The organism is Mesorhizobium sp. M0983 (assembly GCF_040318975.1).
GTDB lineage: Bacteria > Pseudomonadota > Alphaproteobacteria > Rhizobiales > Rhizobiaceae > Mesorhizobium.
This window is the reverse complement of the sequence record NZ_JAMYNH010000005.1, coordinates 1-21,174: the sequence shown is the minus strand read 5'-3', so window position 1 is coordinate 21,174 and position 21,174 is coordinate 1. Positions and strand designations below refer to the sequence as shown.

Annotated in this window: 24 protein-coding genes and 2 pseudogenes; 11 read left to right on the top strand and 15 right to left on the bottom strand. The window is 63.5% G+C overall.

Annotation, left to right across the window (positions count from 1 at the left end):
* Positions 1 to 71: 71 nt before the first annotated feature.
* The gene (locus tag NKH71_RS11405) at positions 72 to 455 is read right to left on the bottom strand and encodes a DUF1330 domain-containing protein (protein WP_352484075.1); all 384 of its coding nucleotides are present in this window, start codon (positions 453 to 455) and stop codon (positions 72 to 74) included.
* Positions 456 to 605: 150 nt separating this feature from the next.
* On the opposite strand from NKH71_RS11405, the gene NKH71_RS11400 reads away from it, so the two are divergent.
* From NKH71_RS11400 to NKH71_RS11390, 3 genes are all read left to right on the top strand, one after another.
* Complete coding sequence (locus tag NKH71_RS11400; RefSeq protein ID WP_352484076.1) at positions 606 to 1,496, top strand: LysR family transcriptional regulator; 891 nt, start codon at positions 606 to 608, stop codon at positions 1,494 to 1,496.
* A gap of 211 nt (positions 1,497 to 1,707) precedes the next feature.
* Positions 1,708 to 2,964, top strand: a complete 1,257-nt coding sequence (locus NKH71_RS11395; protein ID WP_352484077.1) for an aminopeptidase — start codon at positions 1,708 to 1,710, stop codon at positions 2,962 to 2,964.
* Positions 2,965 to 3,021: 57 nt separating this feature from the next.
* Positions 3,022 to 3,378: a DUF488 domain-containing protein gene (locus NKH71_RS11390; RefSeq protein WP_023716841.1), complete on the top strand. Its 357-nt coding sequence runs from the start codon at positions 3,022 to 3,024 to the stop codon at positions 3,376 to 3,378.
* A 201-nt stretch (positions 3,379 to 3,579) separates the two neighbouring features.
* Here NKH71_RS11390 and NKH71_RS11385 read toward each other — a convergent pair whose 3' ends face one another.
* Entirely contained in the window at positions 3,580 to 3,933 is a 354-nt protein-coding gene (locus NKH71_RS11385) for an ArsC family reductase (protein WP_023716840.1), read from the bottom strand.
* Positions 3,934 to 4,107: 174 nt separating this feature from the next.
* Here NKH71_RS11385 and NKH71_RS11380 point away from each other — a divergent pair, with 174 nt between their 5' ends.
* Both NKH71_RS11380 and NKH71_RS11375 read left to right on the top strand, forming a co-directional pair.
* Positions 4,108 to 4,458 carry an ArsR/SmtB family transcription factor gene (locus tag NKH71_RS11380; protein ID WP_031193345.1) on the top strand — a complete coding sequence of 117 codons (351 nt, stop codon included), beginning with the start codon at positions 4,108 to 4,110 and terminating at the stop codon, positions 4,456 to 4,458.
* A 2-nt stretch (positions 4,459 to 4,460) separates the two neighbouring features.
* Positions 4,461 to 4,940: an SRPBCC family protein gene (locus tag NKH71_RS11375; protein ID WP_023716838.1), complete on the top strand. Its 480-nt coding sequence runs from the start codon at positions 4,461 to 4,463 to the stop codon at positions 4,938 to 4,940.
* A gap of 17 nt (positions 4,941 to 4,957) precedes the next feature.
* Here the strand turns inward: NKH71_RS11375 and NKH71_RS11370 are convergent, their stop codons facing one another.
* The 7 genes from NKH71_RS11370 to NKH71_RS11340 form a co-directional block, all read right to left on the bottom strand.
* The gene (locus NKH71_RS11370) at positions 4,958 to 5,593 is read right to left on the bottom strand and encodes a 2'-5' RNA ligase family protein (protein ID WP_352895006.1); all 636 of its coding nucleotides are present in this window, start codon (positions 5,591 to 5,593) and stop codon (positions 4,958 to 4,960) included.
* Positions 5,594 to 5,813: 220 nt separating this feature from the next.
* Positions 5,814 to 6,899: an ABC transporter ATP-binding protein gene (locus NKH71_RS11365; RefSeq protein WP_352548690.1), complete on the bottom strand. Its 1,086-nt coding sequence runs from the start codon at positions 6,897 to 6,899 to the stop codon at positions 5,814 to 5,816.
* Entirely contained in the window at positions 6,889 to 7,497 is a 609-nt protein-coding gene (locus tag NKH71_RS11360; protein WP_352548691.1) for a cupin domain-containing protein, read from the bottom strand. Before NKH71_RS11360 ends, NKH71_RS11365 begins: the two co-directional genes overlap by 11 nt.
* A 179-nt stretch (positions 7,498 to 7,676) precedes the next feature.
* Positions 7,677 to 8,747 (bottom strand): ABC transporter substrate-binding protein, encoded by a 1,071-nt coding sequence (locus NKH71_RS11355; protein ID WP_352588946.1) that lies wholly within the window; start codon positions 8,745 to 8,747, stop codon positions 7,677 to 7,679.
* Positions 8,732 to 9,610 carry an ABC transporter permease gene (locus NKH71_RS11350; protein WP_352548695.1) on the bottom strand — a complete coding sequence of 293 codons (879 nt, stop codon included), beginning with the start codon at positions 9,608 to 9,610 and terminating at the stop codon, positions 8,732 to 8,734. Before NKH71_RS11350 ends, NKH71_RS11355 begins: the two co-directional genes overlap by 16 nt.
* Entirely contained in the window at positions 9,607 to 10,494 is an 888-nt protein-coding gene (locus NKH71_RS11345) for an ABC transporter permease (protein WP_352548697.1), read from the bottom strand. Before NKH71_RS11345 ends, NKH71_RS11350 begins: the two co-directional genes overlap by 4 nt.
* 84 nt (positions 10,495 to 10,578) lie before the next feature.
* On the bottom strand, positions 10,579 to 11,862 hold the full coding sequence (locus tag NKH71_RS11340; protein ID WP_352588943.1) for an NAD(P)/FAD-dependent oxidoreductase: 1,284 nt from the start codon (positions 11,860 to 11,862) through the stop codon (positions 10,579 to 10,581).
* A 225-nt stretch (positions 11,863 to 12,087) separates the two neighbouring features.
* Between NKH71_RS11340 and NKH71_RS11335 the strand changes: the two genes are divergently transcribed.
* Entirely contained in the window at positions 12,088 to 13,245 is a 1,158-nt protein-coding gene (locus tag NKH71_RS11335; RefSeq protein ID WP_352588941.1) for a fumarylacetoacetate hydrolase family protein, read from the top strand.
* Between the two features lie 45 nt (positions 13,246 to 13,290).
* Here NKH71_RS11335 and NKH71_RS11330 read toward each other — a convergent pair whose 3' ends face one another.
* Positions 13,291 to 13,725: a substrate-binding domain-containing protein gene (locus tag NKH71_RS11330; protein WP_352494013.1), complete on the bottom strand. Its 435-nt coding sequence runs from the start codon at positions 13,723 to 13,725 to the stop codon at positions 13,291 to 13,293.
* An 85-nt stretch (positions 13,726 to 13,810) separates the two neighbouring features.
* A pseudogene (locus NKH71_RS11325) lies at positions 13,811 to 14,347 on the bottom strand (LacI family DNA-binding transcriptional regulator); the annotation flags it as partial.
* Between NKH71_RS11325 and NKH71_RS11320 the strand changes: the two are divergent.
* Positions 14,346 to 14,639: an AMP-binding enzyme gene (locus tag NKH71_RS11320; RefSeq protein WP_084642413.1), complete on the top strand. Its 294-nt coding sequence runs from the start codon at positions 14,346 to 14,348 to the stop codon at positions 14,637 to 14,639. The pseudogene NKH71_RS11325 and the gene NKH71_RS11320 overlap by 2 nt on opposite strands.
* 6 nt (positions 14,640 to 14,645) lie before the next feature.
* Here NKH71_RS11320 and NKH71_RS11315 read toward each other — a convergent pair whose 3' ends face one another.
* From NKH71_RS11315 to NKH71_RS11300, 4 genes are all read right to left on the bottom strand, one after another.
* Positions 14,646 to 15,854, bottom strand: coding sequence for a CaiB/BaiF CoA transferase family protein (locus NKH71_RS11315; protein WP_352588938.1), 1,209 nt, complete (start codon positions 15,852 to 15,854; stop codon positions 14,646 to 14,648).
* Entirely contained in the window at positions 15,854 to 16,345 is a 492-nt protein-coding gene (locus tag NKH71_RS11310; RefSeq protein WP_023716825.1) for a MaoC family dehydratase, read from the bottom strand. The genes NKH71_RS11315 and NKH71_RS11310 overlap by 1 nt, the downstream gene beginning before the upstream one ends.
* 1 nt (position 16,346) lies before the next feature.
* Positions 16,347 to 16,583 (bottom strand): biotin/lipoyl-containing protein, encoded by a 237-nt coding sequence (locus NKH71_RS11305; protein WP_023716824.1) that lies wholly within the window; start codon positions 16,581 to 16,583, stop codon positions 16,347 to 16,349.
* A gap of 172 nt (positions 16,584 to 16,755) precedes the next feature.
* A complete protein-coding gene (locus NKH71_RS11300) occupies positions 16,756 to 17,943 on the bottom strand; it encodes an ABC transporter ATP-binding protein (RefSeq protein ID WP_352588935.1) in 1,188 nt (395 codons plus the stop codon).
* Between the two features lie 246 nt (positions 17,944 to 18,189).
* On the opposite strand from NKH71_RS11300, the gene NKH71_RS11295 reads away from it, so the two are divergent.
* The 4 genes and pseudogenes from NKH71_RS11295 to NKH71_RS11280 all read left to right on the top strand — a co-directional run.
* Positions 18,190 to 19,323: an enolase C-terminal domain-like protein gene (locus NKH71_RS11295; protein WP_352588932.1), complete on the top strand. Its 1,134-nt coding sequence runs from the start codon at positions 18,190 to 18,192 to the stop codon at positions 19,321 to 19,323.
* 39 nt (positions 19,324 to 19,362) lie between these two features.
* On the top strand, positions 19,363 to 20,160 hold the full coding sequence (locus NKH71_RS11290; protein WP_352494009.1) for an SDR family NAD(P)-dependent oxidoreductase: 798 nt from the start codon (positions 19,363 to 19,365) through the stop codon (positions 20,158 to 20,160).
* A 19-nt stretch (positions 20,161 to 20,179) separates the two neighbouring features.
* A complete protein-coding gene (locus NKH71_RS11285) occupies positions 20,180 to 20,653 on the top strand; it encodes a VOC family protein (protein WP_352588929.1) in 474 nt (157 codons plus the stop codon).
* 96 nt (positions 20,654 to 20,749) lie between these two features.
* Positions 20,750 to 21,174, top strand: a pseudogene (locus tag NKH71_RS11280) (hypothetical protein); the annotation flags it as partial.

Genomic DNA, 21,174 nt, shown 5'->3' with positions numbered 1-21,174 from the left:
GGCCTCGAATTTGGACGGGATGGCCTGCAGGGTCTGATCCCCATGCTGGTATCATCCGCCAGCGGACTGCGTCACTGCGGAAGGCCGGCGCCTTCGGTTATGATGCGAAATCCTTCGGTCGACTTGGTAAAAAACTGCCGGGCCGCCGTGTATCCCGGCGAGTTGTAGTAGCGCTTGGCGTCAGCAAGGCTCGGGAACTCGGCGATGGCGATCACCGATCTCGAGCTTCCTTCGATGGCAGTGACATTAGGATTGTAGACGATCACGCGGCCGCCATACTGGGTGACGAGCGGCGAGGCGGCTTCGATGTACTGCTGAAACACCGCCTGATCCTTGATGTCATAGCTGCCGATCATGTAGGCGCGGGGGACGGCGCCCGTCGCTTCCTGAGCAAAGGCGGCCGGGCTCACGATCATGGTGAGAGCGGTGAGCGCGCCCACGATTACCTTCTTCATTTTGTTCTCCTTCAGTGGGCCAGTTGGACGGTAGGCATTGCGCGGAGAGTTGCTCCGGTTGACCGTCTGGCCTTGATGTCAGGAAGTTAGCTCCTTTAGCGGCATGCAATTAGATGGTATAATTTGCATGAGCTTAAGGGGGATTGATGAATGCGTCGCGACAGCCTGGATGACTTCCTGACCTTCATCGCCGTCGCCCGCGAGCGCAGCTTCACCAAGGCGGCCGCCATGCTCGGCGTGTCGCAGTCGGCTCTGAGCTATTCGATCCGGACGATGGAAGAGCGCCTCGGCGTTAGGCTGCTGACCCGCACGACCCGCAGCGTCTCGCTAACCGAAGCGGGGGATCGCCTGTTTCGAAGCATCGCTCCCAAGTTAGATGAGATCGCAAGCGAGATTGCCGCCCTCAGCGCCCTGCGCGACAAGCCGGCCGGCACAGTCCGGATCACCACGGTGGAGCATGCCGGCGAGACCATCATCTGGCCCGCCATGGTCGGGCTCATGCGCGACTATCCCGACATCAGGGTCGAGATTATCCACGACTACGGCTTGGCAGACATTGCGGCCGATCGCTTCGATGCGGGTGTACGGCTTGGCGAACAGGTGGACAAGGACATGATCTCGGCGCGCGTTGGGCCAGACTTCCGCATGGCGGTTGTGGTAGCGCCTTCATACTTCGCAAGCCGCTCCCGTCCGGTCACGCCTGAAGACCTTGCCGATCATGCGTGCATACCCCTGCGACTGCCCACAGGCGGCTGTGCACCGTGGGAGTTTCGCAAGGAGGGGCGGGAGTTGAAGGTGCGCGTTCAAGGACACGCCGCGTTCAACACCCTCGCGATGATCTGTCAGGCCAGCCTTGAAGGATTCGGGCTCGCCTATCTGCCCGAGGATCTGGTGACCTACCCACTCGAACAGGGTCGCCTGGTGCGTGTTCTTGAGGACTGGTGCCCCCTTCGGCCGGGATATCACCTGTATTATCCAAGCCGGCGCCAACACTCGCCGGCTTTCGCACTCGTGCTGGAAACGCTGCGCTACCGCGACTGAGTGCGGTTGAAATAAGGGTCGTCAGACCTCGACGACCATGGCACCTATCCAAGCCGCCCAGTACAGGAAGTCCGGAGCGTCCGTTTCCCACCGATCCCAGTCTTCCCCAATTTATGAGTTCACGGCCTAGGGCTGCCGGCGTCATCAGAGTGGAAAGGTCGGTAGCGCCGGTCTATGTAAGACACAGTCCCCAATCACGGCAGGCAGGATCATGACCACACATTCGCGCGGCGTTTCCGCAAGCATCGACCCGGTGAAGCTCGACAGGCTGGCGGAGGTCGCCGTCAAGGTCGGGCTGCAATTGCAGCCGGGGCAGGATCTGGTGCTGACCTCGTCTATCGCCGCGCTGCCTCTGACGCGGCGGATCGTCGAGCACGCCTACAAGGCAGGTGCGGGCCTGGTGACGCCGATCTTCAACGATGACGAGATCACGCTGGCGCGCTTCCGCTACGGCGCCGACGCCGGCTTCGACCGCGCCGCCGGCTGGCTCTTTGAAGGCATGGCAAAAGCCTTCGCCAATAATGCGGCGAGGCTTGCCGTGCGCGGCGAGGATCCGTCGCTGCTTTCTTCTCAGGACCCGGCAAAGGTGGCGCGTGCCAACAAGGCGAATTCGATGGCTTACCAGCCGGCGCTGGAGAAGATCACCGGCTTCGATATCAACTGGAACATCGTCGCCTATCCCGATCAGGCCTGGGCCAAGCAGGTTTTCCCGGACGACGCCGAAGACGTCGCCGTGGCCAAGCTAGCCGACGCCATCTTTGCGGCCTCGCGGGTGGACGTCGAAGACCCGATCGGCAACTGGACGGCGCACAATGCGGCGTTGAAGAGCCGCACCGAATGGCTGAACGGCCACAATTTCCACGCACTGCATTTCACCGGCCCCGGCACCGACCTGACCGTCGGACTGGCCGAAGGCCACGAGTGGATGGGTGGTGCCTCGACCGCCAAGAACGGCATCACCTGCAACCCCAACATCCCGACCGAAGAGGTTTTCACCACGCCGCATGCAAGGCGCGTCGAGGGTCATGTCACCAGCACCAAGCCGCTGTCCTACCAGGGCACGCTGATCGACGGCATTGCGGTGCGTTTCGAGGCGGGGCGCATTGTCGAGGCCAAGGCCACGAAGGGCGAGGATGTGCTGCAAAAGGTGCTGGACACCGACGAAGGCTCGCGCCGTCTCGGCGAGGTGGCGCTGGTGCCGCATTCCTCGCCGATCGCCAAGAGCGGGCTGCTGTTTTTCAACACGCTGTTCGACGAGAACGCCGCCTGCCACATTGCGCTCGGCCAGTGCTACTCGAAGTGCTTCGTCGACGGCGCCTCGCTCAGCCAGGACGAGATCGCGGCGCGCGGCGGCAACAAGAGTTTCATCCACATCGACTGGATGATCGGCTCCGACAAGATCGACATAGACGGCATCCACAAGGACGGCAGCCGCGTGCCGGTGATGCGCAAGGGCGAGTGGGTTTAGGCCCGGGATCGCTAAGCGAAGGCCAGCAAGCATCGGCGCCTGCTGGCCCATGCGGAGTTGGCAATGGAGCTCGCGGTCAAGCGCATCTATGAGCCGCCGGCGCCCGATGACGGGCAGCGGGTGCTCGTCGATCGCATATGGCCGCGCGGCATCGCCAAGCAGGACGCGGCGCTGACGGCCTGGCTAAAGGACATCGCGCCAAGCGACGCGTTGCGCAAATGGTTCGGCCATGAGCCGGCGCGCTGGGCGGAGTTCCAGCGGCGATACCGCGATGAGCTCGAACGGAACGGCGAGGCGGTGGCGGAACTGCGCGCCTTGCTCCGTGAAGGCAAGGTGACGCTGCTCTACGGCGCCCATGACGAGGCGCACAACAATGCGGTGGCACTGGCTAGCTATTTGCGTGAGAACAATTAGTCACGCCGGCGGGACAGCACCCCTCTCTGTCCTGCCGGACATCTCCCCCTCGTGGGCCCCCAAGGGGGGGAGATTGGCAGCTTCGCCGAAAGCGCCCTTCTTTGGAGACTAGCGAACGCCGAAGTGACATCCAATCACCCCACTAGAGTGGGAGATGTCCGGCAGGACAGAGGGGGCGCGACGGATCGCGGCGGGTCGGTCCTATTTCCCACTCACCGCCTGCTGATAAACATCAGGCTTGAAGCCAACGAGAACCCTGTCGCCAAGTTCCAGCACCGGTCGCTTTATCATCGTCGGTTTGGCCAGCATCAGCGCCTTGGCCTTGTTCTCGTCCAGACCCAGTCTGTCCTCCTCCGACAGTTCGCGAAACGTCGTGCTCGCCTTGTTGAGCAGGATTTCCCAGCCGACCTTGCCTGACCAGCCGTTCAGCCGATCCGCGTCAAGCCCGTCTGCCCTGTAATCGTGAAAGCGATAGGCAACATCATGGCTCGCCAGCCAGGAACGCGCCTTCTTGACCGTATCGCAATTGGTGATGCCGTACATGGTGATCGTCAAAACGCTTCCTCGGATCGGTCGAATCTGATGGCACCCTAAAACCGTGCCTCTCACTTTTCCAGCTGCCTTGCCAGGCATCCGTGATTTTTGCGCTTGCCAATAGTAAGGAATTTTCCTAACTATTGTCCCGAGCTAATTTTGGTCACGCGGAATGGCCGAGGCAAGGAAATGACCATGACGAGCCTGCAGACCGAAAGCCCCCCACCGATCGACGGCATTTTCCGTGCGCTCGCCGATCCGACCCGGCGGCGCGTGGTCGAGCGGCTGAACCGAAGCCCCGCCTCGGTCAGCGAGCTTGCCCAGCCGTTCGAGATGGCCCTGCCATCCTTCATCGAGCATCTCAGGGTTTTGGAAGGCTGCGGGCTGGTGCGTTCGGAGAAGGCCGGCCGCGTCAGGACCTACCGGCTTGCGCCGGAGCCGCTGAAGCTCGCGGAAAGCTGGCTGGCCGAGCAGCGTGAGCTGTGGGAGCGCCGTCTCGACCAGTTCGACGACTACGTGCTGAAACTCAAGGAGACAGACAGATGAATATGGTCGCGTTTTTTCAACCCGATCCGAAGCTCGACCTCGTGCTCGAACGGACGATCGAGGCGCCACGAGAACTGCTGTGGACGGCCTTGACGAAGCCCGAGCATGTCCGCCAATGGTTCACGCCGAAGCCGTGGATCATCACCGATTGCGAGATCGACCTGCGGCCCGGCGGTCTGTTCCGCACCCGCATGCAGTCGCCCGACGGCAAGGAGGTCAACGACAGGCGTTGCTGCTACCTCGAGATCGTCCAGAACGAGCGGCTGGTGTGGACCGATGCGCTGCTGCCCGGCTACCGGCCGTCAGGCGACCCATTCATCACAGCCGTCATATCGCTGCAATCGCAGGGCGAGGCGACGCGCTACACCGCGACCGCTATCCACCGCGACGAAGCCACGCGCAACAGCCACGAGGAGATGGGCTTTTACGACGGCTGGGGCACGGTGGCGGATCAGTTGGCGGGCTACGTCAAGACGATCTGAGGGGACCCTGGCTTGGCTCACATTGCGGCCACGGAATCGTCGTGGCCGTTCAACCGCCAGCGCCCGAGCTCTTCGTACCGGCCTTGCCGGATCAGACTGCGGATGAGCACAAAGTCACGTACGGTCCAGCTGATGGGTTCGATCGCCCGTTCTCGAACCCTTTGAACCCGCAATTTGTCACGAAGCAATGTAACATGAGGTTCAAAGGAGCTCCCCACAAAGGGCTTCAGCGGGCTGTCGGCGATCAGGGCGGTAAGATTGCGCCAGAACGCTTGCAGCGGCGGGACGCCGTCGCTGCCACGCAGCACCAACGCACCGCCGCCGAAAGCCGACAACCGATCGAACGACACCTCAAACGGTTTCGCCTGGACCATCGAGGCGACGTGGCGGGCGATTTCGACCAATTCCTCCGGCAGTCCATCATAATCGCCGAGCCCAACAAGCGAGATGTGCAGGCGTTCTGCCGGAAACGCTTGCCCTCGCAGTCCCGATTCTCGCCGCCAGACGGCTGCCCGGCGTGCAAGCGGCACGGCGATCGTGCTTTCAAGAAGAATGGCGAAGAACAGTCGGTCGTTCCAGCGCCGATCCAGTTCCTGCCAGTTGAAAACGGCTTGGCCGTTTTCGGTGATCCTGAATGCGGGCAGCTCATTCATGTCATTGCTCCTCTAAAAAGCCATTCCCGCCCAGCCAAGCAGAATAGAACAAAAAGAGAACAAATCAACGGAAATGATACGAGCGCTGGTGCTGGCAGCATCAATGCTCGCAACCACATTTCGGTCGGCCGTATGTTGATGGCTCAGGCGCCGTAGCCGATGATGCCCTTGATCTCGAGGAAATCGTGGATCGCCCGGTCGGCGTATTCGCGGCCGTTGCCTAGCTGGACAGCATAGGGCAGTTGGCGCCACGGCGCAGGCTGATATGCGCCACGTCGCCGACGCTGAATTGAAAACCCTCCGCCCGGCGCGGCGCGTCGATCACCACCTGTGTCCCCTGCCCCAGCTCTGCATGAAGGCGCAAGGTGCGGCCGTGAAAGACGATGCTGTTCACCCGCACCGGTGCAGTACCGGCCGCGGCCTCTGTCGTCGCCAAAAGGTCCTCCGGACGCACGCCGATGGTGCGCACCGTGCCCTCGCCAGGCAGTTCGCCCGTCTCCGAAACCGCTTCCAGCGGCAGGGCGCCGGCGGCGAACCGCAAGCGCTCGCCGTCACGGCCGACGAAGCGCGACTGCAGAAGGTTCATCGTGCCGATGAAGCTGGCAACGAATTTGGTGGCGGGCCGGTCGTAGAGGGTCGCCGGCGGCGCAATCTGCTCGATGCGGCCTTTGTTCATGACGACGATGCGATCAGAGATCGACAGCGCCTCGGTCTGGTCGTGCGTGACCATGACGAAAGTGGTGCCGAGGCGCGACTGCAGTCGCTTCAATTCGACCTGCATCTGTTCGCGCAGATGCGCATCGAGCGCCGACAACGGCTCGTCGAGCAGCAGCACGCGCGGTTCGCAGACGATGGCGCGGGCAAGCGCGACGCGCTGGCGCTGGCCACCCGACAATTCGGACACGCGGGCGCCGAGCTTTTCAGCAAGGCCGACCATGTCGAGCGCTGCGCCGACGCGCTTTGCCTGTTCGGCACCGGAGAGCTTGCGCAGCGACAAGCCGAAGCCGACATTTTCGGCGACGTTCATGTGCGGGAACAGCGCGTAGTCCTGGAATACGGTATTGACCGGACGGTCGAAGGGCCTGAGCGCACTGATGTCGCGGCCTTCGAGCAGAACCTTGCCGCTCGACGGGCTTTCGAAGCCGGCGATGACCCGCAGGCTGGTGGTCTTGCCGCAGCCGGATGGTCCGAGCAGGGTCAGGAACTCGCCGCGCGAAATATCGAGATCGACGGCATCGAGCCCGACGATGCTGCCGGGGAATATCTTGGAGACCTTGTCCAGCCGGACGAGCGGATCAGGCGCCATCGCGAACCTCGGACGGTTTGGTCGTGTTGACCCACAGGATCTGGCAGCGCTCGCTGCCCGGATTGCGGAAGGCATGCAGCAAGGTGCTCTTGAAGGCGAAGCTGTCGCCGGCCTTCAGGCCGTATCTGGTCGAATCGACCACCAGCTCGACCTCGCCCGAAAGGACGAACCCGAATTCATGGCCTGCATGGGCGTAGGCTTCGGCGGTGCCGCCACCGGCCTCCACCGTCACCAGCATGCCGGTCAGCGTAGCGGCCGGCGGCGACAGCAGTGCCTTGGCAATGCCTTCCGACTTGACCGGGATCTGCCGCCGGCTGTTGGCGCGCACACAATAAAGATCGTTGCCGGCGTCGTTGCCGTCGGCGATCAGCGCGGACGGCTCGATGTCGAGGGCGGCGGCGAGCGGCCAGATCACTCGGACCCGCAATGACGACATGCCGCGCTCGATCTGGCTCAGCGCTCCGATCGAGACGCCGGCTTTGGCTGCAAGTTCGGCCAGCGAGAGATTACGCTCCAGCCTTAGCGCCCGCACGCGCCGGCCGACCCTGACGTCGGCGTCGTCCTTCGGCTTCTCAGCCGCTTCGTCCAGCATGTCCATTCGTTCGTCCTTGTTTGGTAAGGTTTCCCCTTCTCCCCTTGTGGGAGGAGGTGGATAGGCGCGAAGCGCCGAAACGGATGAGGGGTGTTGGGCGGAGTGCCGTCGGTGCCATCTGGAACACCCCTCATCCGTCGCCTTCGGCGACACCTTCTCCCCAAGGGGAGAAGGAAGAAGCAGGCTCAGCCGCCCGCCTTGACCTTCTCGAACATCTTGGCGAGTTCATCATTCTGTTTCATCGGCCCGGTGAAGATGGTGGTCTTCAGCATCACTTCCGGATCGGACGGCAGCTGCAATTTCTCCAGCTCCTCCTTCGGCACGGCAGCGAAAGCCGACCTGGTCGAGCTGCCATAGCCGTAGGCCTGGATCAGGTATTTGCCTGAGTCCGTTTCCAGCCGGCTGTTGATGAAGTCATAGGCGAGGTCGACGTTCTTTGCATCCTTGAGCATGACGAAACCACAAGCCCAGGTAAGCATGCCTTCCTTCGGCTTCATGAACTCGACAGGCACGCCTTGCTTCTTCAGCGACGTGGCCGATGCGTTCCAGGTCATGGCGGCGACCAACTGCCCGCTCGCCAGCGCCTGTTCAACCGATGTCATGTCGGTGGTGTAGTTCGAGAGCAGCGGGCGCTGCTCGCGCAGTTTCTCCGCAACCTTGTCCATCTGTTCCGCCGTCATGTCGAATGGATTGACGCCGGCAAGAAGGGCCGCCACCACCGGAGTATCGTGGACGGCATCGATGGTCGCCATGCGCCCGGCATATTGCTTGTCCCAGAGCAGGTTCCAGCTCGCTTCCGGGTTCTTCACCAGATCGGTGCGGTAGAGAATCGAGGTGTTGCCCCAGTCCCACGGCACCATCCAGACCTTGCCGTCGCCGGCCTGCAGGTCGGGCAGGTTCTTGAAGACCGGGAAGATCGAATCCCAGTTCTTGATGCGCTTGGTGTCGATCGGCTGCAGCAGGCCTTCCTTGTTCCAGCGCGCCACCTTGTCATAGCATGGGTGCGCGACATCGGGGCGGAAGCCGGCCTTGACCTTGGTGAAGGCGTCATCGTCGTCGCCGAACATCGAGGCTTCGACACCATCGGGGTGCACGGCGAGGAAGCTCTTGTTGAAGTCGGGCAGCTCATAGCCCGACCAGGTGAAATATTGCAGCTTGTCGCCGGCAAAGGCGACAGTCGACGCAAGCGCCAGTGCGAAGGCGGCCAGTCCGGTTTTCGCTGCCTTTGTCGTTATCGATTTCAGGTCGAATGCCATTGCAGTTCTCCTCTTTCGGTTTCTTCTGGTTTTGACAGGCTGGCGGGCGCTGACCGCCGGGTGGCAGCGAGCCCGCGATGGCGCAGGATTTCGGCGAGTGCGGCGGTGACGAAGGACACGGCCAGGATCGCCGTGCCCAGCGCCATGACGGTCGGCAGCGATTTTGGGAAGCGCAGCTGGCTCCAGATATAAAGCGGCAGCGTCGGCTCGGTGCCGGCAAGGAAGAAGGCGACGATGAACTCGTCGAACGAGCTCAGGAAGGCCAGCATGAACGCCGAAATAATGGCGGGCAGGCTGAGTGGCAGCATCACCCGCCTGAAGGTCGTCCAGTCGGAGGCGCCCAGGTCGAGTGCTGCCTCACGGATGGTCTTCGGAATGACGGCGAAGCGGCTGCGCATGACCACCACCGTCGCCGGCAGCGCCACCAATATGTGGCCGAGCACAATGGCAATGCGCGACGGCCCAAAGCCGGCGAGGTTGACCAGGATGAGCAGCGATATGCCGACGATGACGCCTGGGATCAGGATCGGCAGCCGCGCTATGGCACTGATGGTGGCGGCCAGCGGCGAGCGTCCGTAGAGGTCCATATAGGACACCGTGATGCCACAGAGCGTGGCGCCGGTGGCGGCAATGGCGCCGATGACGAGGCTGTTGGCGAGCGCACCGGACAGCGCCGAATTGCCTAACAGCGTGCCGTACCATTCAAGCGTAAAGCCTTGCAGGGGAAATGCCGCCTGGACGGAATTGTTGAAGGAAAACAGCGGGATCAGCAATATCGGCAAATACAGGAACACCAGATAGGCAAGGACATAGGCACCGAGCCAGCCGCCGCCCTGCCTTGCATCGATACGCGTCCCGTTCATGTGCGGCTGCTGTATCGGCGGTCGGCGAAGCGCACCACCAGCACCACGGCGAGAATGACCAGCATGACGGCGACGGCGAGTGCGGCGCCGAACGGCCAGTCATTGGCCTTGCCGAACTCGGCCTGGATCAGTGTGCCGATCATCGTGCTGGCAGGGCCGCCGACCAGCGCCGGGGTGACGTAGTCGCCGACGGTCGGCACAAAAACGACGAGGGCCGCAGCCAGCACGCCAGGCATCGAATTGGGCAGCACGACGCGGCGGAAGCTGGTGAACGGTTTTGCGCCGAGATCGGAAGCGGCTTCGAGCAGCGATTTCGGGATCGTGTCTAGCGCCACGTAGATGGGCAGGATAGCGAATGGCGCATAAGCGTGGGCGAGCGTGACGACGACTGCTGCCGGCGTATTCAAGAACGCCAATGTCGGCTCCGACCAGATGCCGCTTTCAATCAGCGCCGAGTTCAGCACGCCATTATAGGCAAGCACTATCTTCCAGGCGAAGACGCGCAGGAGATAGCTGGTCCAGAACGGCAGGGTCAGCAGGAACAGCAGCAGCCCACGCCGCCGCCCGGCATGGAAAGCCAGATAATAGGCGACGGGATAGGCGGTGACGACGGTTGCGAGCGTGACCAGGCCGGCGATGCCCAGCGAGCGCAGCGTCACCGTCCAGTACAGTGGATCGGTGGCCACAGTGACGAAATTCGCAAGGGTAAAACCAGCCCCCAGCAGCGAGCCGTCATTGCCGCGGAAGGCAAGGAAGAACACCAAGCCAAGGGCGAAAAGGATCAGCAGAAAGGTGACCAGCCCGCCGGGCAGCAGCATAGCGAAACGGAAGCCTGGCGAAGACCGGGTTTCCGGCAGCGGCTGCGTTGCGGCAATGGTCGACATTGACTGTCCGTCGAAATTTGAAATCGACTAAGCTTTTTTCATATTGGTGAAACTGTCAAGCTGTTTCACGCTTGGGAATGAAAGTCAGCGTTCGAACGCGTCCAGCATCCGGTACCAGGCGATGGTCGCGGCAACGCCGACCTGCCGAAACGCGTGAAAAGGGATCGGCCGGATCGGCGATATCGGGAACGGCAATTGCCTGGTGTCGCCGCTCGACAGATAGGAGGCGATGCGCTCGCCAAGCGCGGTCATCAGGCCGATGCCGCGGCCCTGGCAGCCGACGACCGCCAGGAGACCCTTCTCTGGCTCGTGGATATGCGGGAGATGGTCCGGCGTCATTGCCACCCTGCCGAACCACCGCTTTTCAATGGCAATGTCTGACAGCGCCGGATAAAGCCGCAGCAGAGCGCGTTCAAGATGCGCCCAGTCGGCCGGGCCGTTCGGCAAAGCCATGCGGCCGCGCCCGCCGAGCACCAGCCGGCCGTCGGCACTCTTGCGGTAATAGACGAGGATGCGGCGCGAATCCGAAACCGCCTGCCCTTCCGGCAGGATCGCCGCAGCGAGATTGGACGATAGCGGCGCTGTCGCGATCTGGAAGGAATGCAGCGGAACGATCGTCTCGGCGAGGCCGGGGAGCAGGCCGCCGGTATAGGCGTTGGTCGCCAGAACGACCACCTTGGCCTTCAGTTCGGCGCCGCTTTCCGCCGAAACGTGCCAAATGCCAGCATCCTTGCTGATCTGCATCACGTTCTGGCGTTCGGCGATCTTCACGCCCGCCGCGGCAGCGACGCGCGCCAGTTCCGACGTGTAGGCGAGCGGATCGATGACACCGGCGCGGCGATCGAGCCAGCCGCCGAGATAGCCTTGCGCGCCGGTCATCGTCGCAATCTCCGTCGCGCTCAGCAGCCGGACATCGGCGCCGCGGGCGCGCCACTGCCGATCCCGGTTTGCCGCCGCTTTTAGCGCGGTCCCGGTATGCGCCGCCTGGATCCAGCCATTACGGACGAACGGCACCGCCAGTCCTTCGTCGCGGATCAATTCGAAGACGGTGTCAGCGGTCGAGGCGGCAAAGTTGACGAGCGCTTCGCCGCGCTCCAGACCAAAATGCTCCAGCAGCCAGTCCGGATCGTATTTCAGGCCGGGAATGACCTGACCGCCGTTCAGGCCGGATGCGCCATTGCCGATTTCGCCGGCGTCCAGCACCTGGACGGCAAGACCGAGCCGGGCGGCGTGCAAGGCCGTCGACAGCCCCATGATGCCGCCGCCGACGATGACGACATCGACGCGTCGGCCGGCTGGAAAAAGCGACTGGAACGCGGTTGCTGTCCGCGGCTTTTGCCAGATTGGATCGGAAAACCGTAAGCGCAAGCGTCACCTGGAGATTTCAGTAAGTGAAAACCCTAGCGACGATTTCATTATTTTGAAAGAGCGTTTTCCATGGCCATTGGCGCACGTCAGGCTCGATCAAGGTCCAGCGATGCGAAGACCGCTGGAAAGAATTGACAAAGCTCACCCTGGAAGCGGGATAGACGTTTGGCGGGAATTTGTTGAAAGTGCCGCGGCCCAAGGACAAGACAACAGGAAACGTAAGTCATGACGAACGCCACACATTTGCCCGCCGAGGGCCTCTTCGTAGGCCGCGCCCGGACGAGCGATGCTTCCCATCCGCTGGTGGTCACGGTGCGCGACGGCACGGTCTTCGACATCACGTCAAATGTGGCACCGACCGTACGCGACATTTGCGAATTGCCGGATCCGGCAGGACACGTCCGCTCGGCCAAGGGGCGGCCGATCGGCCCGCTCGAAGCCATTGCCGCCAACAGTTTCGAGACAGCGCGCGATCCGGGAACGCCGTACCTACTGTCCCCCGTCGACCTGCAGGCGATCAAGGCGTCTGGCGTTACCTTTGTCGTCAGCCTGCTCGAGCGCGTCATCGAGGAACAGGCGCGCGGCTCGGCGGAGAAGGCGGACGCCATTCGAGCCGACATCGCCGGGCTGATCGGCCACGATCTGTCGAAGCTCAAACCCGGCTCGCCGGAAGCGATGGAGATCAAGGCCAAGCTGATCGCGCGCGGCGCCTGGTCGCAATATCTGGAAGTCGGCATCGGGCCCGATGCCGAGATCTTCACCAAATGCCAGCCGATGGCCTCGGTCGGCTTCGGCGCCGATGTTGGCCTGCATCCGGTTTCGACATGGAACAATCCGGAGCCGGAGATCGCCATGATTGCCGCCAGCAGCGGCAGGATTGTCGGGGCGACGATCGGCAACGACGTCAATCTGCGCGACGTCGAGGGACGCTCGGCGCTCCTGCTCGGCAAAGCCAAGGACAACAACGCTTCGGCAGCACTTGGCCCCTTTATCCGGCTGTTCGACGAGACATTTTCCATCGGCGACGTGAAGAAGGCGGTCGTACGGCTGAAGGTCGAGGGCGAGGACGGGTTCTCGCTGGAGGGCGCCAGTTCGATGGCCGAGATCAGCCGTTCGCCGGAAGAGCTGGTCGCAGCCGCCATGGGGCCGCACCACCAGTACCCGGACGGGCTCGCGCTCTATCTCGGCACGATGTTCGTGCCGTCGAAGGATCGCGGCGAAAAAGGCAAGGGTTTTACCCACAAGGTCAGCGACATCGTCACCATCTCGTCGGACAAGTTCGGCGCCTTGGTCAACCGCGTGCGGCTGTCACCCGACTGCCCGCACTGGACCTATGGCGCCAGCCATCTGATGCGCGACCTCGCCAGAGCCGACCTGATCTGAATAGAGAACGATCCAATTCGGCAGTAACCAGGCCGTGAACCGCCTCTATTTCGGGACGGGCAAGCAGGAGCCGCCGAGGATCAGATGGGTCGGAAAGGCGATGCGTTGCGCCGGCCGCTCGCTCTGGCGGCCGAGCCGCTCCAGCAGAAGCTGTGCTGCGGTGCGGCCGATCTCCTCGACGGCCCGGTCGATGAGCGTGATCGGGCCGGGATAAAGCAGCGCGACGTCCGACCTGTCGCAGCCGATCAGCGAGATATCGCCCGGGACCGAAACGCCTTGCTGCTGGATGGCGCGCAGCACGCCGACCAGAATGCGGTTGCCGGCGGCGATGATGGCGGTTGGACGCTCCTTCATCTGGAACAGGGCGGTGGCCTCGCGGAAACCGAAGTCCACCGAGAGGCTTTGCGAGCGGATCAGGTCCTGCGGCACCGGCAGGCCGCTGCGCTGGAACGCCTCGACGAAGCCGCGCACCCCGTTCACGGCCCGGCCTGATGTCGCTGCCGGCCGTGATGATGGCAATGCGACGGTGCCCGAGTTCGATCAGATAGCTTGTCGCCTGCCGTAACCCGGCGGCGTGCTCGGTCAGCACCGCGTCGATCTCGAGCGGAACGTCGCGATCGAGCAGTACTGATGGAATCCGCAACTCCTTCAAGCGCTTGATGGTGCGCGCATCCTGTTCGTTGTTGATGGTCATGATCATGCCGTCGGCCCGCCCATGCTGCAGCATGCCGATCGCCGCCGCCTCCTCGGTGGCCCGGCCGTTGGTGCTCATCAGGTAAAGCGAATAGCCGCGCTGGCGCATTTCCGCGTCCACCGCCTTGAAGCAACTGGCATGCCAGGGATTGGCAATGTCGTCGATCACGAAACCAACCGTCATGGTGTTTCGACGGCGCATGTTCTGGGCGCGCGAATCGGGCTGGAAGCCGAGCGACTGGATTGCAGCGCGTACCTTCCCCAACGTCTCCGGCCTGACAGTCTCAGGCGCGTTCAAGCTCCGTGAAACGGTTCCGACGGACACGCCGGAAACGCGCGCCACGTCGCGTATTGTCGCCGCCAGAATCCGGGTTTTCCATGTCGCGAAACTGAAAATCGAACGCGACATGATGAATGCTGGCGACTTCCGCGTCTCGCCGCTGGAAGTCGAGGCAGCGCTTGCGCCCTGCCCCGGCGTCGCCGAGATCGCCGTTGCCGAACACCGGGTGCGCGACGATGTCTCGGTCATCGCGGCCTATGTCGTGCGCAAGGCAGGCGTCAGCGTCAGCGCCGAAGATATCGTCGCCCTGGCGGGGCAAAGGCTCGCCGCCTACAAACGGCCGAAACAGGTGTTCTTCATGCCGAGCCTGCCGCGCAGCGCCAACGGCAAATTGCTGCGCCGAAATCTCGCGCCGGACTGAAGTGGTTCAGGTCTTCTGCGTCGGCTTCTTTGCGGCTCCCCGACCCCCAGCGAAGCGGGCGAGCACCGCCTCGGTATCGGCGTCGAACGGACGGCCCTGATGACGCAGGCGGCCGGGTGTCTTCGACATGCCGGCAACGACATTCTGCATCACCACGCCGTCCACTTCGGCGATCATACCGCGGGCGCGGAAATGCTCGTCGTCAAAGATGTCCTTCATGTCAAGGACCTTGGCGATTGCCGCATCGACGCGGCGGAACTCGCGCAGCACCTCCTCGGATGGCCGGCCGGCGACCCAGGCGGCGACATAGGCCTCCAATGCCTCGCGGTTCTGGCTGCGGGCCTGGAAGCCGGCAAAGCGGGGATCGTCACCGTGACCGATCAAGGCCAGGACGCGGCGGGCGACTGAATCGGACGAGCTCGAAATCGCCACCCACACGCCATCGGCGCAGCGATAGGTGCCGCGCGGGACGGTGTAGGGGATGCCGGAGCCGAGCCGCGGCTGCAGATAGCCGAGATGGGCATAGGCGGACGGTAACGGCCCCATGATCTGGAACATCGAGTTGAGCAGATTGACGTCGACTGTCTGGCCTTCGCCTGTCCGCTCGGCATGACGCAGCGCCGCCAGTGCCGCAAAGGCGCCGACAAGGGCGGTGACTTCGTCGGTCATGGCGATCGGCGGCAGAAGCGGCGGGCCCCCGGCCTCGCCGAGGAGCCCGGAAAACCCACTCATCGCCTCGGCAATCGTGGCGAAGCCCGGATGCATGGCATAGGGACCATCCTGGCCGAAACCGGTGATGCGCAGGATCACCAGCCTGGGATTGCGGCGCAGCAGTTCGTCCGGCGCAAAACCCAGCGCCTCGAGCTTGCCCGGCCGCATGTTCTCGATCAGTACGTTGGCGTCGAGCAGCAGCGACCAGAGATTTTCCTTGCCGGTATCGGTCTTGAGGTCGAGCGCAATGACCTGCTTGTTGCGGTTGACCAGTTTCCAGAAATAGGAATCCGTTTCCCCCGGACCGGTCCACCCCATGCGGCGGGTCGGGTCGCCACCCGGCCCCTCGACCTTGATGACCTCCGCGCCGAAATCAGCAAGATAACGGCCGGCACCCGGCCCGGCTACGACGGTGGCCAGCTCGATGACGCGGACGCCGTCGAGCGGCCCCGACGCTTCGGCCTTCGGCACGGTCTTGGTCGCTGGCGGAGCCGGCTTGTCCATCACGCGTCCTTCCCGGGGCGCAGCGGCAGCAGGACCGAGCGCGTGAATGTGCAGACTTTGAGCCGGTCCTGGTTGAACCCATCCGTGCGAACGGTCAAAACCCCCTCGCCCTGCCTGGAGGCGGATGGACGCTGCGCCAGTATTTCGGTCTCGCCATAGAGCGTATCGCCATGGAACAACGGAGCGAGATGGCGCAGCTCGCTGAGGCCGAGATTGGCGACCGCGCGTCCGGAAATGTCGGGTACGCTCATGCCGAGAAGCAGCGAGTAGACATAGGTGCCGACGACGACATTGCGGCCTTGCGCCATTTCGGTCTCGGCGAAATGGCGGTCGATGTGGAGCGGGCTGGCCGCCATGGTCAGCAGGCAAAACAGGTGGTCATCGGCCTCGGTAACGGTCTTGCCCGGCCAGTGCTTGAACACGTCGCCGATCTCGTAGTCGTCGAGATACGAGCCAAACCTTTCGTCGCGGGCCGAATGAACCCTCGGCATGTCAGACCTCGAGCACCAGGGTCGGGGCGCCGGTCCTCACGTCATCGCCGACAGCGATCAATATCTCGATGACGGTTCCGGCGAAGGGTGCGGGAACCTCGACCTGGGTTTTGTCGGTCTCCACCGTGAACAGGGTTTGCCCCTCGGTGATCTTGGCACCGATGCTGGCCTGGATTTCGCTGATGACGACTTCATCGACGGCATCGCCGACTTTGGGCATCTTGAGTGTGGAACGCATCGTCAGTTCTCCGTCCGTAAGGCGAGGATTGAAGGAAGTCCGCCGGCTGCCAGCCAGGCCTCACAGCGGATGGGCGCTTGAAAACACCCACTTCTTCGTTGCCAGACGACAAGACCCCCGCCAAGATCGAGCGCAAAGACTTCGGTGAAATTCGAGGCGGCACGCGTTCTCATCACAGCGCCTTGCCCGTGGTGCCGTCGAAGAGATGCGCGCGGCTACCATCGATGACGAGTTCCAGCATCGTGTCGCGGCGCGGCACCTTGTCGGCGCTGACGCGAAGCACGATCAGGCGGGCATCCCGGCGCACCAGCTCGGCCGGATCGGCGGGAGTGCCGATCGAATAATCATCAGCGGTGCGGATGACGACCTGGGGATTGGCTGGAGCCACCGCGATGAAGGATTCAGGTTCGAGCTGTTCGACCAGCTCGACACGGGCGGCCAGACAGCTTGCTGCCCCCCCGCCGGCCGAAGCTTCGCCTGCAGGCCGCCATGACAGGTGCTCCGGCCGGAGGCCGACCAGCAATGTTCTGCCGGCCGGGAGGTCGTGGGCATCCGACTTCGGTGTCACAACCAGCCGACCGTCGCCGATGGACACGACCATCTTGCCGCGCCCGGCATCGACTACCGTTGCCTCCAGGAAATTCATCGCCGGGCTGCCGATGAAACCGGCAACGAAAATGTTGGACGGCGCGTGATAGAGCGCGTGCGGCGTGTCGTACTGCTGCAGCGCGCCGCGCGAAAAGACGGCGACGCGGCTGCCGAGCGTCATCGCTTCGACCTGATCGTGGGTGACATGGATTGTGGTGACGCCGAGCCGCGCATGCAGGCGGCTGAGCTCGGCGCGTAGCTGGACGCGCAATTTCGCGTCAAGATTGGAGAGCGGCTCGTCGAGCAAAAAAGCCTCCGGATCGCGCACAATGGCGCGGCCCATGGCGACACGCTGCCGCTGGCCGCCGGAGAGCTCGCGCGGCTTACGCTCAAGCAGATCGGTGAGGTCGAGAATGCGCGCCGCTTCGCTGACGCGGCGGTCGATCTCGGCCCTGGCAAATTTACGCAACTGCAGCGCGAAGGCGATGTTCTCGTGCACCGTCATTTGCGGGTAGAGCGCATAGTTCTGGAAGACCATGGCAATGTCGCGATCGCGCGGCGACACCTCGTTCATCACCTTGCCATTGATGCTGATCTTGCCGGTGGTGATGGATTCCAGCCCAGCGATCATGCGCAATAATGTCGACTTGCCGCAGCCGGACGGGCCGACGAAGACGACGAACTCGCCGTCCTCGACCTCAAGGTCGACGCCATGGACCGCCGAAACGGCGCCATAGAGCTTGCCGACCTTCTGCAGGCTGATCGATCCCATCAACACCCTTCCCTGCGCAACGGCCTGCAAGCAGCCAGGCGCGGGCGATGCAGGAGCGCATTTCGCACCGTTGGCGACTGCCGACAAAAGCGGTCCCGCACCAGAAATTGTGGCGCGAGACTAGGCAATTCGAGAATCTATGTCAATCGTTTGACCAGACCAGATCAATCGGTTGACCAAACCGCCTCGCGGGGCTATGGTTGCTCCGCTTTCCCGGGTCGGCCGGGGTCCTTGGGAGGGGATGGAATGCCTGGTCCTTCAACTATCGTCGATATCAGGGTCGCCGCCATACAGGGCCAATTGCCGGCGCCGGTGATCTTTGGCGACTGGGTGATGAAGCAAAGGGAATTCGTGGTCGTGCGGCTGCGCACGCAGTCCGGCCATGAGGGCTGGTCGTTCACGCTGACGCGGGATGGCGCCTGCGCCGAGCAGATCCGCAAGAGCATCGCCCCAGTTTATATCGGTACCGACGTTGGCGACCGCGTGAAGACCTTCAAGACAGCCAAGGGGCGCAGCTACGGTTCGCACAGCGCCGGTGTCGGCTTGCGCGCGCTGTCGCAGGTCGACCTCGCCGCATGGGACGCGGCAGCAAAGATAGCGGACAAGTCGATCGCCGAGTTCCTCGGCGGAACAACCGCGCCAATGCCGGCAACCGCGATCGTCGGCTACCCGCCGGCGCTGATGAACCCGCAGCAGATCGGCGAGCAGGTGAAAGGGCTCTATACCGCGGGCTGGCGCCGGTTCAAGGCGCCAATGGGCGTCACGCTGGATGAATCCGAAGCGCGGCTGCGCGCCGCGCGCAGGAACGCGCCGGACGCCTGGCTCGGCACCGATCTGGTCTGGATGTTCTCGGACGTCGACGCGGCTGCCGCCTATGCCAACCGCCTCGCCGATCTCAATATGGGCTGCATCGAAGACATCTTCCCGCCGGGAAACGCCAGGAAGCTCGCCGAACTGCGCAAACGCGTGCCGATGCCGATCTGGCAAGGCGACGAACAGGGCGGCTCCTACTATCCCGAAGCGCTAATCATGGCCGGCTCCGTCGACCGCGTGCGCGTCGACCTGACCTGCATGGGTGGGATTACCGGCGGCCGCGCCATCATCGACGAGTGCCTTGCCGCGGGCGTCGATTTCGGTCCGCACATGTTCGCGCATGTGCACAGCCAGGTGTTCAGCGCCTGGGGCTTTTCCGACAAGCCGGTCGAATGGGGCGTGCCGTGGAGCGGCGTCGACCCCTATGCGGACAGCCTGGTGCAACCCGAAATCATCAAGGGCGGGCTGATGAAGCCGCTTCCTGCCAAACCTGGCTTCGGCGACATGATCAACCGGGAATGGGCGCTGAGCCAACCGCACCAGGATCCCGACCACATTCTCGACTGACCAAAGCCGCCGTGGAGCGGCCTAGACACGGGCATAGCGATGACCGACGACCAGACCGTTCCCGCCAATTATGCAGCGGGCCTCTTCGACCTCTCCGGCCGCGTCGCCGTCGTCACCGGCGGCGGCAGCGGGCTGGGTGCCGCGATCGCGATCGGCTACGCGCAATTGGGCGTCACCGTCATCGTTGCCGACATCAACATGGCCGGCGCCGAAGCGACGCGCGCAACGATCGCCGAACAGGGTGGCAAAGCCGAGGTCGCCAGCCTCGATGTCACCAAGCGCGACCAGTGCTTCGCCTTGGCCGAGGCGGTCAAGCGCGGTCACGGGCATGTCGACATACTGGTCAACAGCGCCGGCTCGGCCTTCCGCAGCCCGGCCGAGGAGTTCCCCGAGGACAAATTCAACTTCATCCTCGACCTCAACCTGAAGGGCACGTATTTCTGCTGCCAGGCCTTTGGCGGAGTGATGCTCGGCCAGAACAAGGGCTCGATCATCAACATCGCCTCGATCGGCTCGTTCAAAGCCTATCCCTGGGCGAGCGCCTATCTCGCGTCGAAGGGCGGCGTCCTGCAGGTCACCCGCGCACTGGCGCTCGAGTGGCGCGACCGCGGCGTCAGGGTCAACGGCATCGGGCCGACACTGATGGAATCGCCGCTGACCAGGGCGGCGGGAGCGACAAGCTCGATCACCGCCGATTTCATCAAGGCGCGTATGCCGCGGCCGCGACTCGGCTTGCCGCGCGAACTGATCGGCACGGCGGTGTTCCTCGCCAGCGACGCCTCGGAACTGGTCACCGGCCATGTCGTCATGTGCGACGACGGCTATCTGAACGCCTGACCAAAGGAGCGCAGACGGAATGGCCAGGATCACGAAAGCCCATCACACCGGCTTCACCGTGCGCTCGCTCGACCGCTCGATCGCGTTCTATCGCGACGTGCTCGGATTCGAGCTGGCGTTCCAATGGAACCCGCGTGCGCCCTATATCGGCGAATTGGTCGGCTATCCAGAAGTCGACCTGCACAGCGCCATCCTGCGCCTGCCCGGTACCGACGTCTGCCTCGAGCTTCTGGAATACCGCAATGTCGAGCAGATTCCCGTCGACATGCATAACGGCAATGTCGGCAATGGCCACATCGCCTTCAACGTCGATGACCTCATGTCGTTCTACGAAAAACTGACGGCGATGGGCGTCAAATCCGTGTCGCCGCCGGTGACACCGACGATCGGGCCGAACAAGGGCGGCAAGGCGGTTTACCTGATCGACCCGGACGGCTTCCGCGTCGAGCTCATCGAAAGTGCCCAAGCCTTCGGCAGCTACAAACCGGAATGACGCCAGTGCCGATAAAAACGTTTCCAAATCTTTTCCGCTGCGATGATTTCGCCGACGCTATCGACGATCCGAGCAGTGCATTGGGAGGTCTGAACCTTGGCTAAAATCTGGATACGGCAAGCGGTTCTGCGGGCGCTTGACGATGCAATGACGGATGACCCCAGCGTCATCGTCATGGGTGAAGACATCGCCGCCGCCGGCGGTCCGTTCAAGGTGACCGAGGGGCTGCTTGCCACGCACGGCCCCGAACGGGTGATCGACACACCGATTTCGGAAATGGCGTTCATGGGTGCCGCGGTCGGTGCTGCCGTCTGCGGCCTGAAGCCGGTGGTCGAGATGATGTTCATCGAATTCATCGGCGTCGCGCTCGACCAGTTGACGACGCAGGCGGCAACGATGCGCTATCTGTCGCGCGGCCGGGGGGGCCCCCCCCCCGGGCGGGGGGCGGGCCCCCCGGGCCGGGCGCGGGGTGTGGGGGCGCCCGATCGCGAGGGGGGCCCCCGGGTGGCGCGGGCCCCCCG

Excerpts from the sequence above, each read along its gene's own strand:
- NKH71_RS11405 (WP_352484075.1), bottom strand. The coding sequence starts at position 455 with ATGAAGAAGGTAATCGTGGGCGCGCTCACCGCTCTCACCATGATCGTG.
- NKH71_RS11400 (WP_352484076.1), top strand. The coding sequence starts at position 606 with ATGCGTCGCGACAGCCTGGATGACTTCCTGACCTTCATCGCCGTCGCC.
- NKH71_RS11395 (WP_352484077.1), top strand. The coding sequence starts at position 1,708 with ATGACCACACATTCGCGCGGCGTTTCCGCAAGCATCGACCCGGTGAAG.
- NKH71_RS11380 (WP_031193345.1), top strand. The coding sequence starts at position 4,108 with ATGACGAGCCTGCAGACCGAAAGCCCCCCACCGATCGACGGCATTTTC.
- NKH71_RS11375 (WP_023716838.1), top strand. The coding sequence starts at position 4,461 with ATGGTCGCGTTTTTTCAACCCGATCCGAAGCTCGACCTCGTGCTCGAA.
- NKH71_RS11370 (WP_352895006.1), bottom strand. The coding sequence starts at position 5,593 with ATGAATGAGCTGCCCGCATTCAGGATCACCGAAAACGGCCAAGCCGTT.
- NKH71_RS11365 (WP_352548690.1), bottom strand. The coding sequence starts at position 6,899 with ATGGCGCCTGATCCGCTCGTCCGGCTGGACAAGGTCTCCAAGATATTC.
- NKH71_RS11360 (WP_352548691.1), bottom strand. The coding sequence starts at position 7,497 with ATGGACATGCTGGACGAAGCGGCTGAGAAGCCGAAGGACGACGCCGAC.
- NKH71_RS11355 (WP_352588946.1), bottom strand. The coding sequence starts at position 8,747 with ATGGCATTCGACCTGAAATCGATAACGACAAAGGCAGCGAAAACCGGA.
- NKH71_RS11350 (WP_352548695.1), bottom strand. The coding sequence starts at position 9,610 with ATGAACGGGACGCGTATCGATGCAAGGCAGGGCGGCGGCTGGCTCGGT.
- NKH71_RS11345 (WP_352548697.1), bottom strand. The coding sequence starts at position 10,494 with ATGTCGACCATTGCCGCAACGCAGCCGCTGCCGGAAACCCGGTCTTCG.
- NKH71_RS11335 (WP_352588941.1), top strand. The coding sequence starts at position 12,088 with ATGACGAACGCCACACATTTGCCCGCCGAGGGCCTCTTCGTAGGCCGC.
- NKH71_RS11320 (WP_084642413.1), top strand. The coding sequence starts at position 14,346 with ATGATGAATGCTGGCGACTTCCGCGTCTCGCCGCTGGAAGTCGAGGCA.
- NKH71_RS11315 (WP_352588938.1), bottom strand. The coding sequence starts at position 15,854 with ATGGACAAGCCGGCTCCGCCAGCGACCAAGACCGTGCCGAAGGCCGAA.
- NKH71_RS11310 (WP_023716825.1), bottom strand. The coding sequence starts at position 16,345 with ATGCCGAGGGTTCATTCGGCCCGCGACGAAAGGTTTGGCTCGTATCTC.
- NKH71_RS11305 (WP_023716824.1), bottom strand. The coding sequence starts at position 16,583 with ATGCGTTCCACACTCAAGATGCCCAAAGTCGGCGATGCCGTCGATGAA.
- NKH71_RS11300 (WP_352588935.1), bottom strand. The coding sequence starts at position 17,943 with ATGGGATCGATCAGCCTGCAGAAGGTCGGCAAGCTCTATGGCGCCGTT.
- NKH71_RS11295 (WP_352588932.1), top strand. The coding sequence starts at position 18,190 with ATGCCTGGTCCTTCAACTATCGTCGATATCAGGGTCGCCGCCATACAG.
- NKH71_RS11290 (WP_352494009.1), top strand. The coding sequence starts at position 19,363 with ATGACCGACGACCAGACCGTTCCCGCCAATTATGCAGCGGGCCTCTTC.
- NKH71_RS11285 (WP_352588929.1), top strand. The coding sequence starts at position 20,180 with ATGGCCAGGATCACGAAAGCCCATCACACCGGCTTCACCGTGCGCTCG.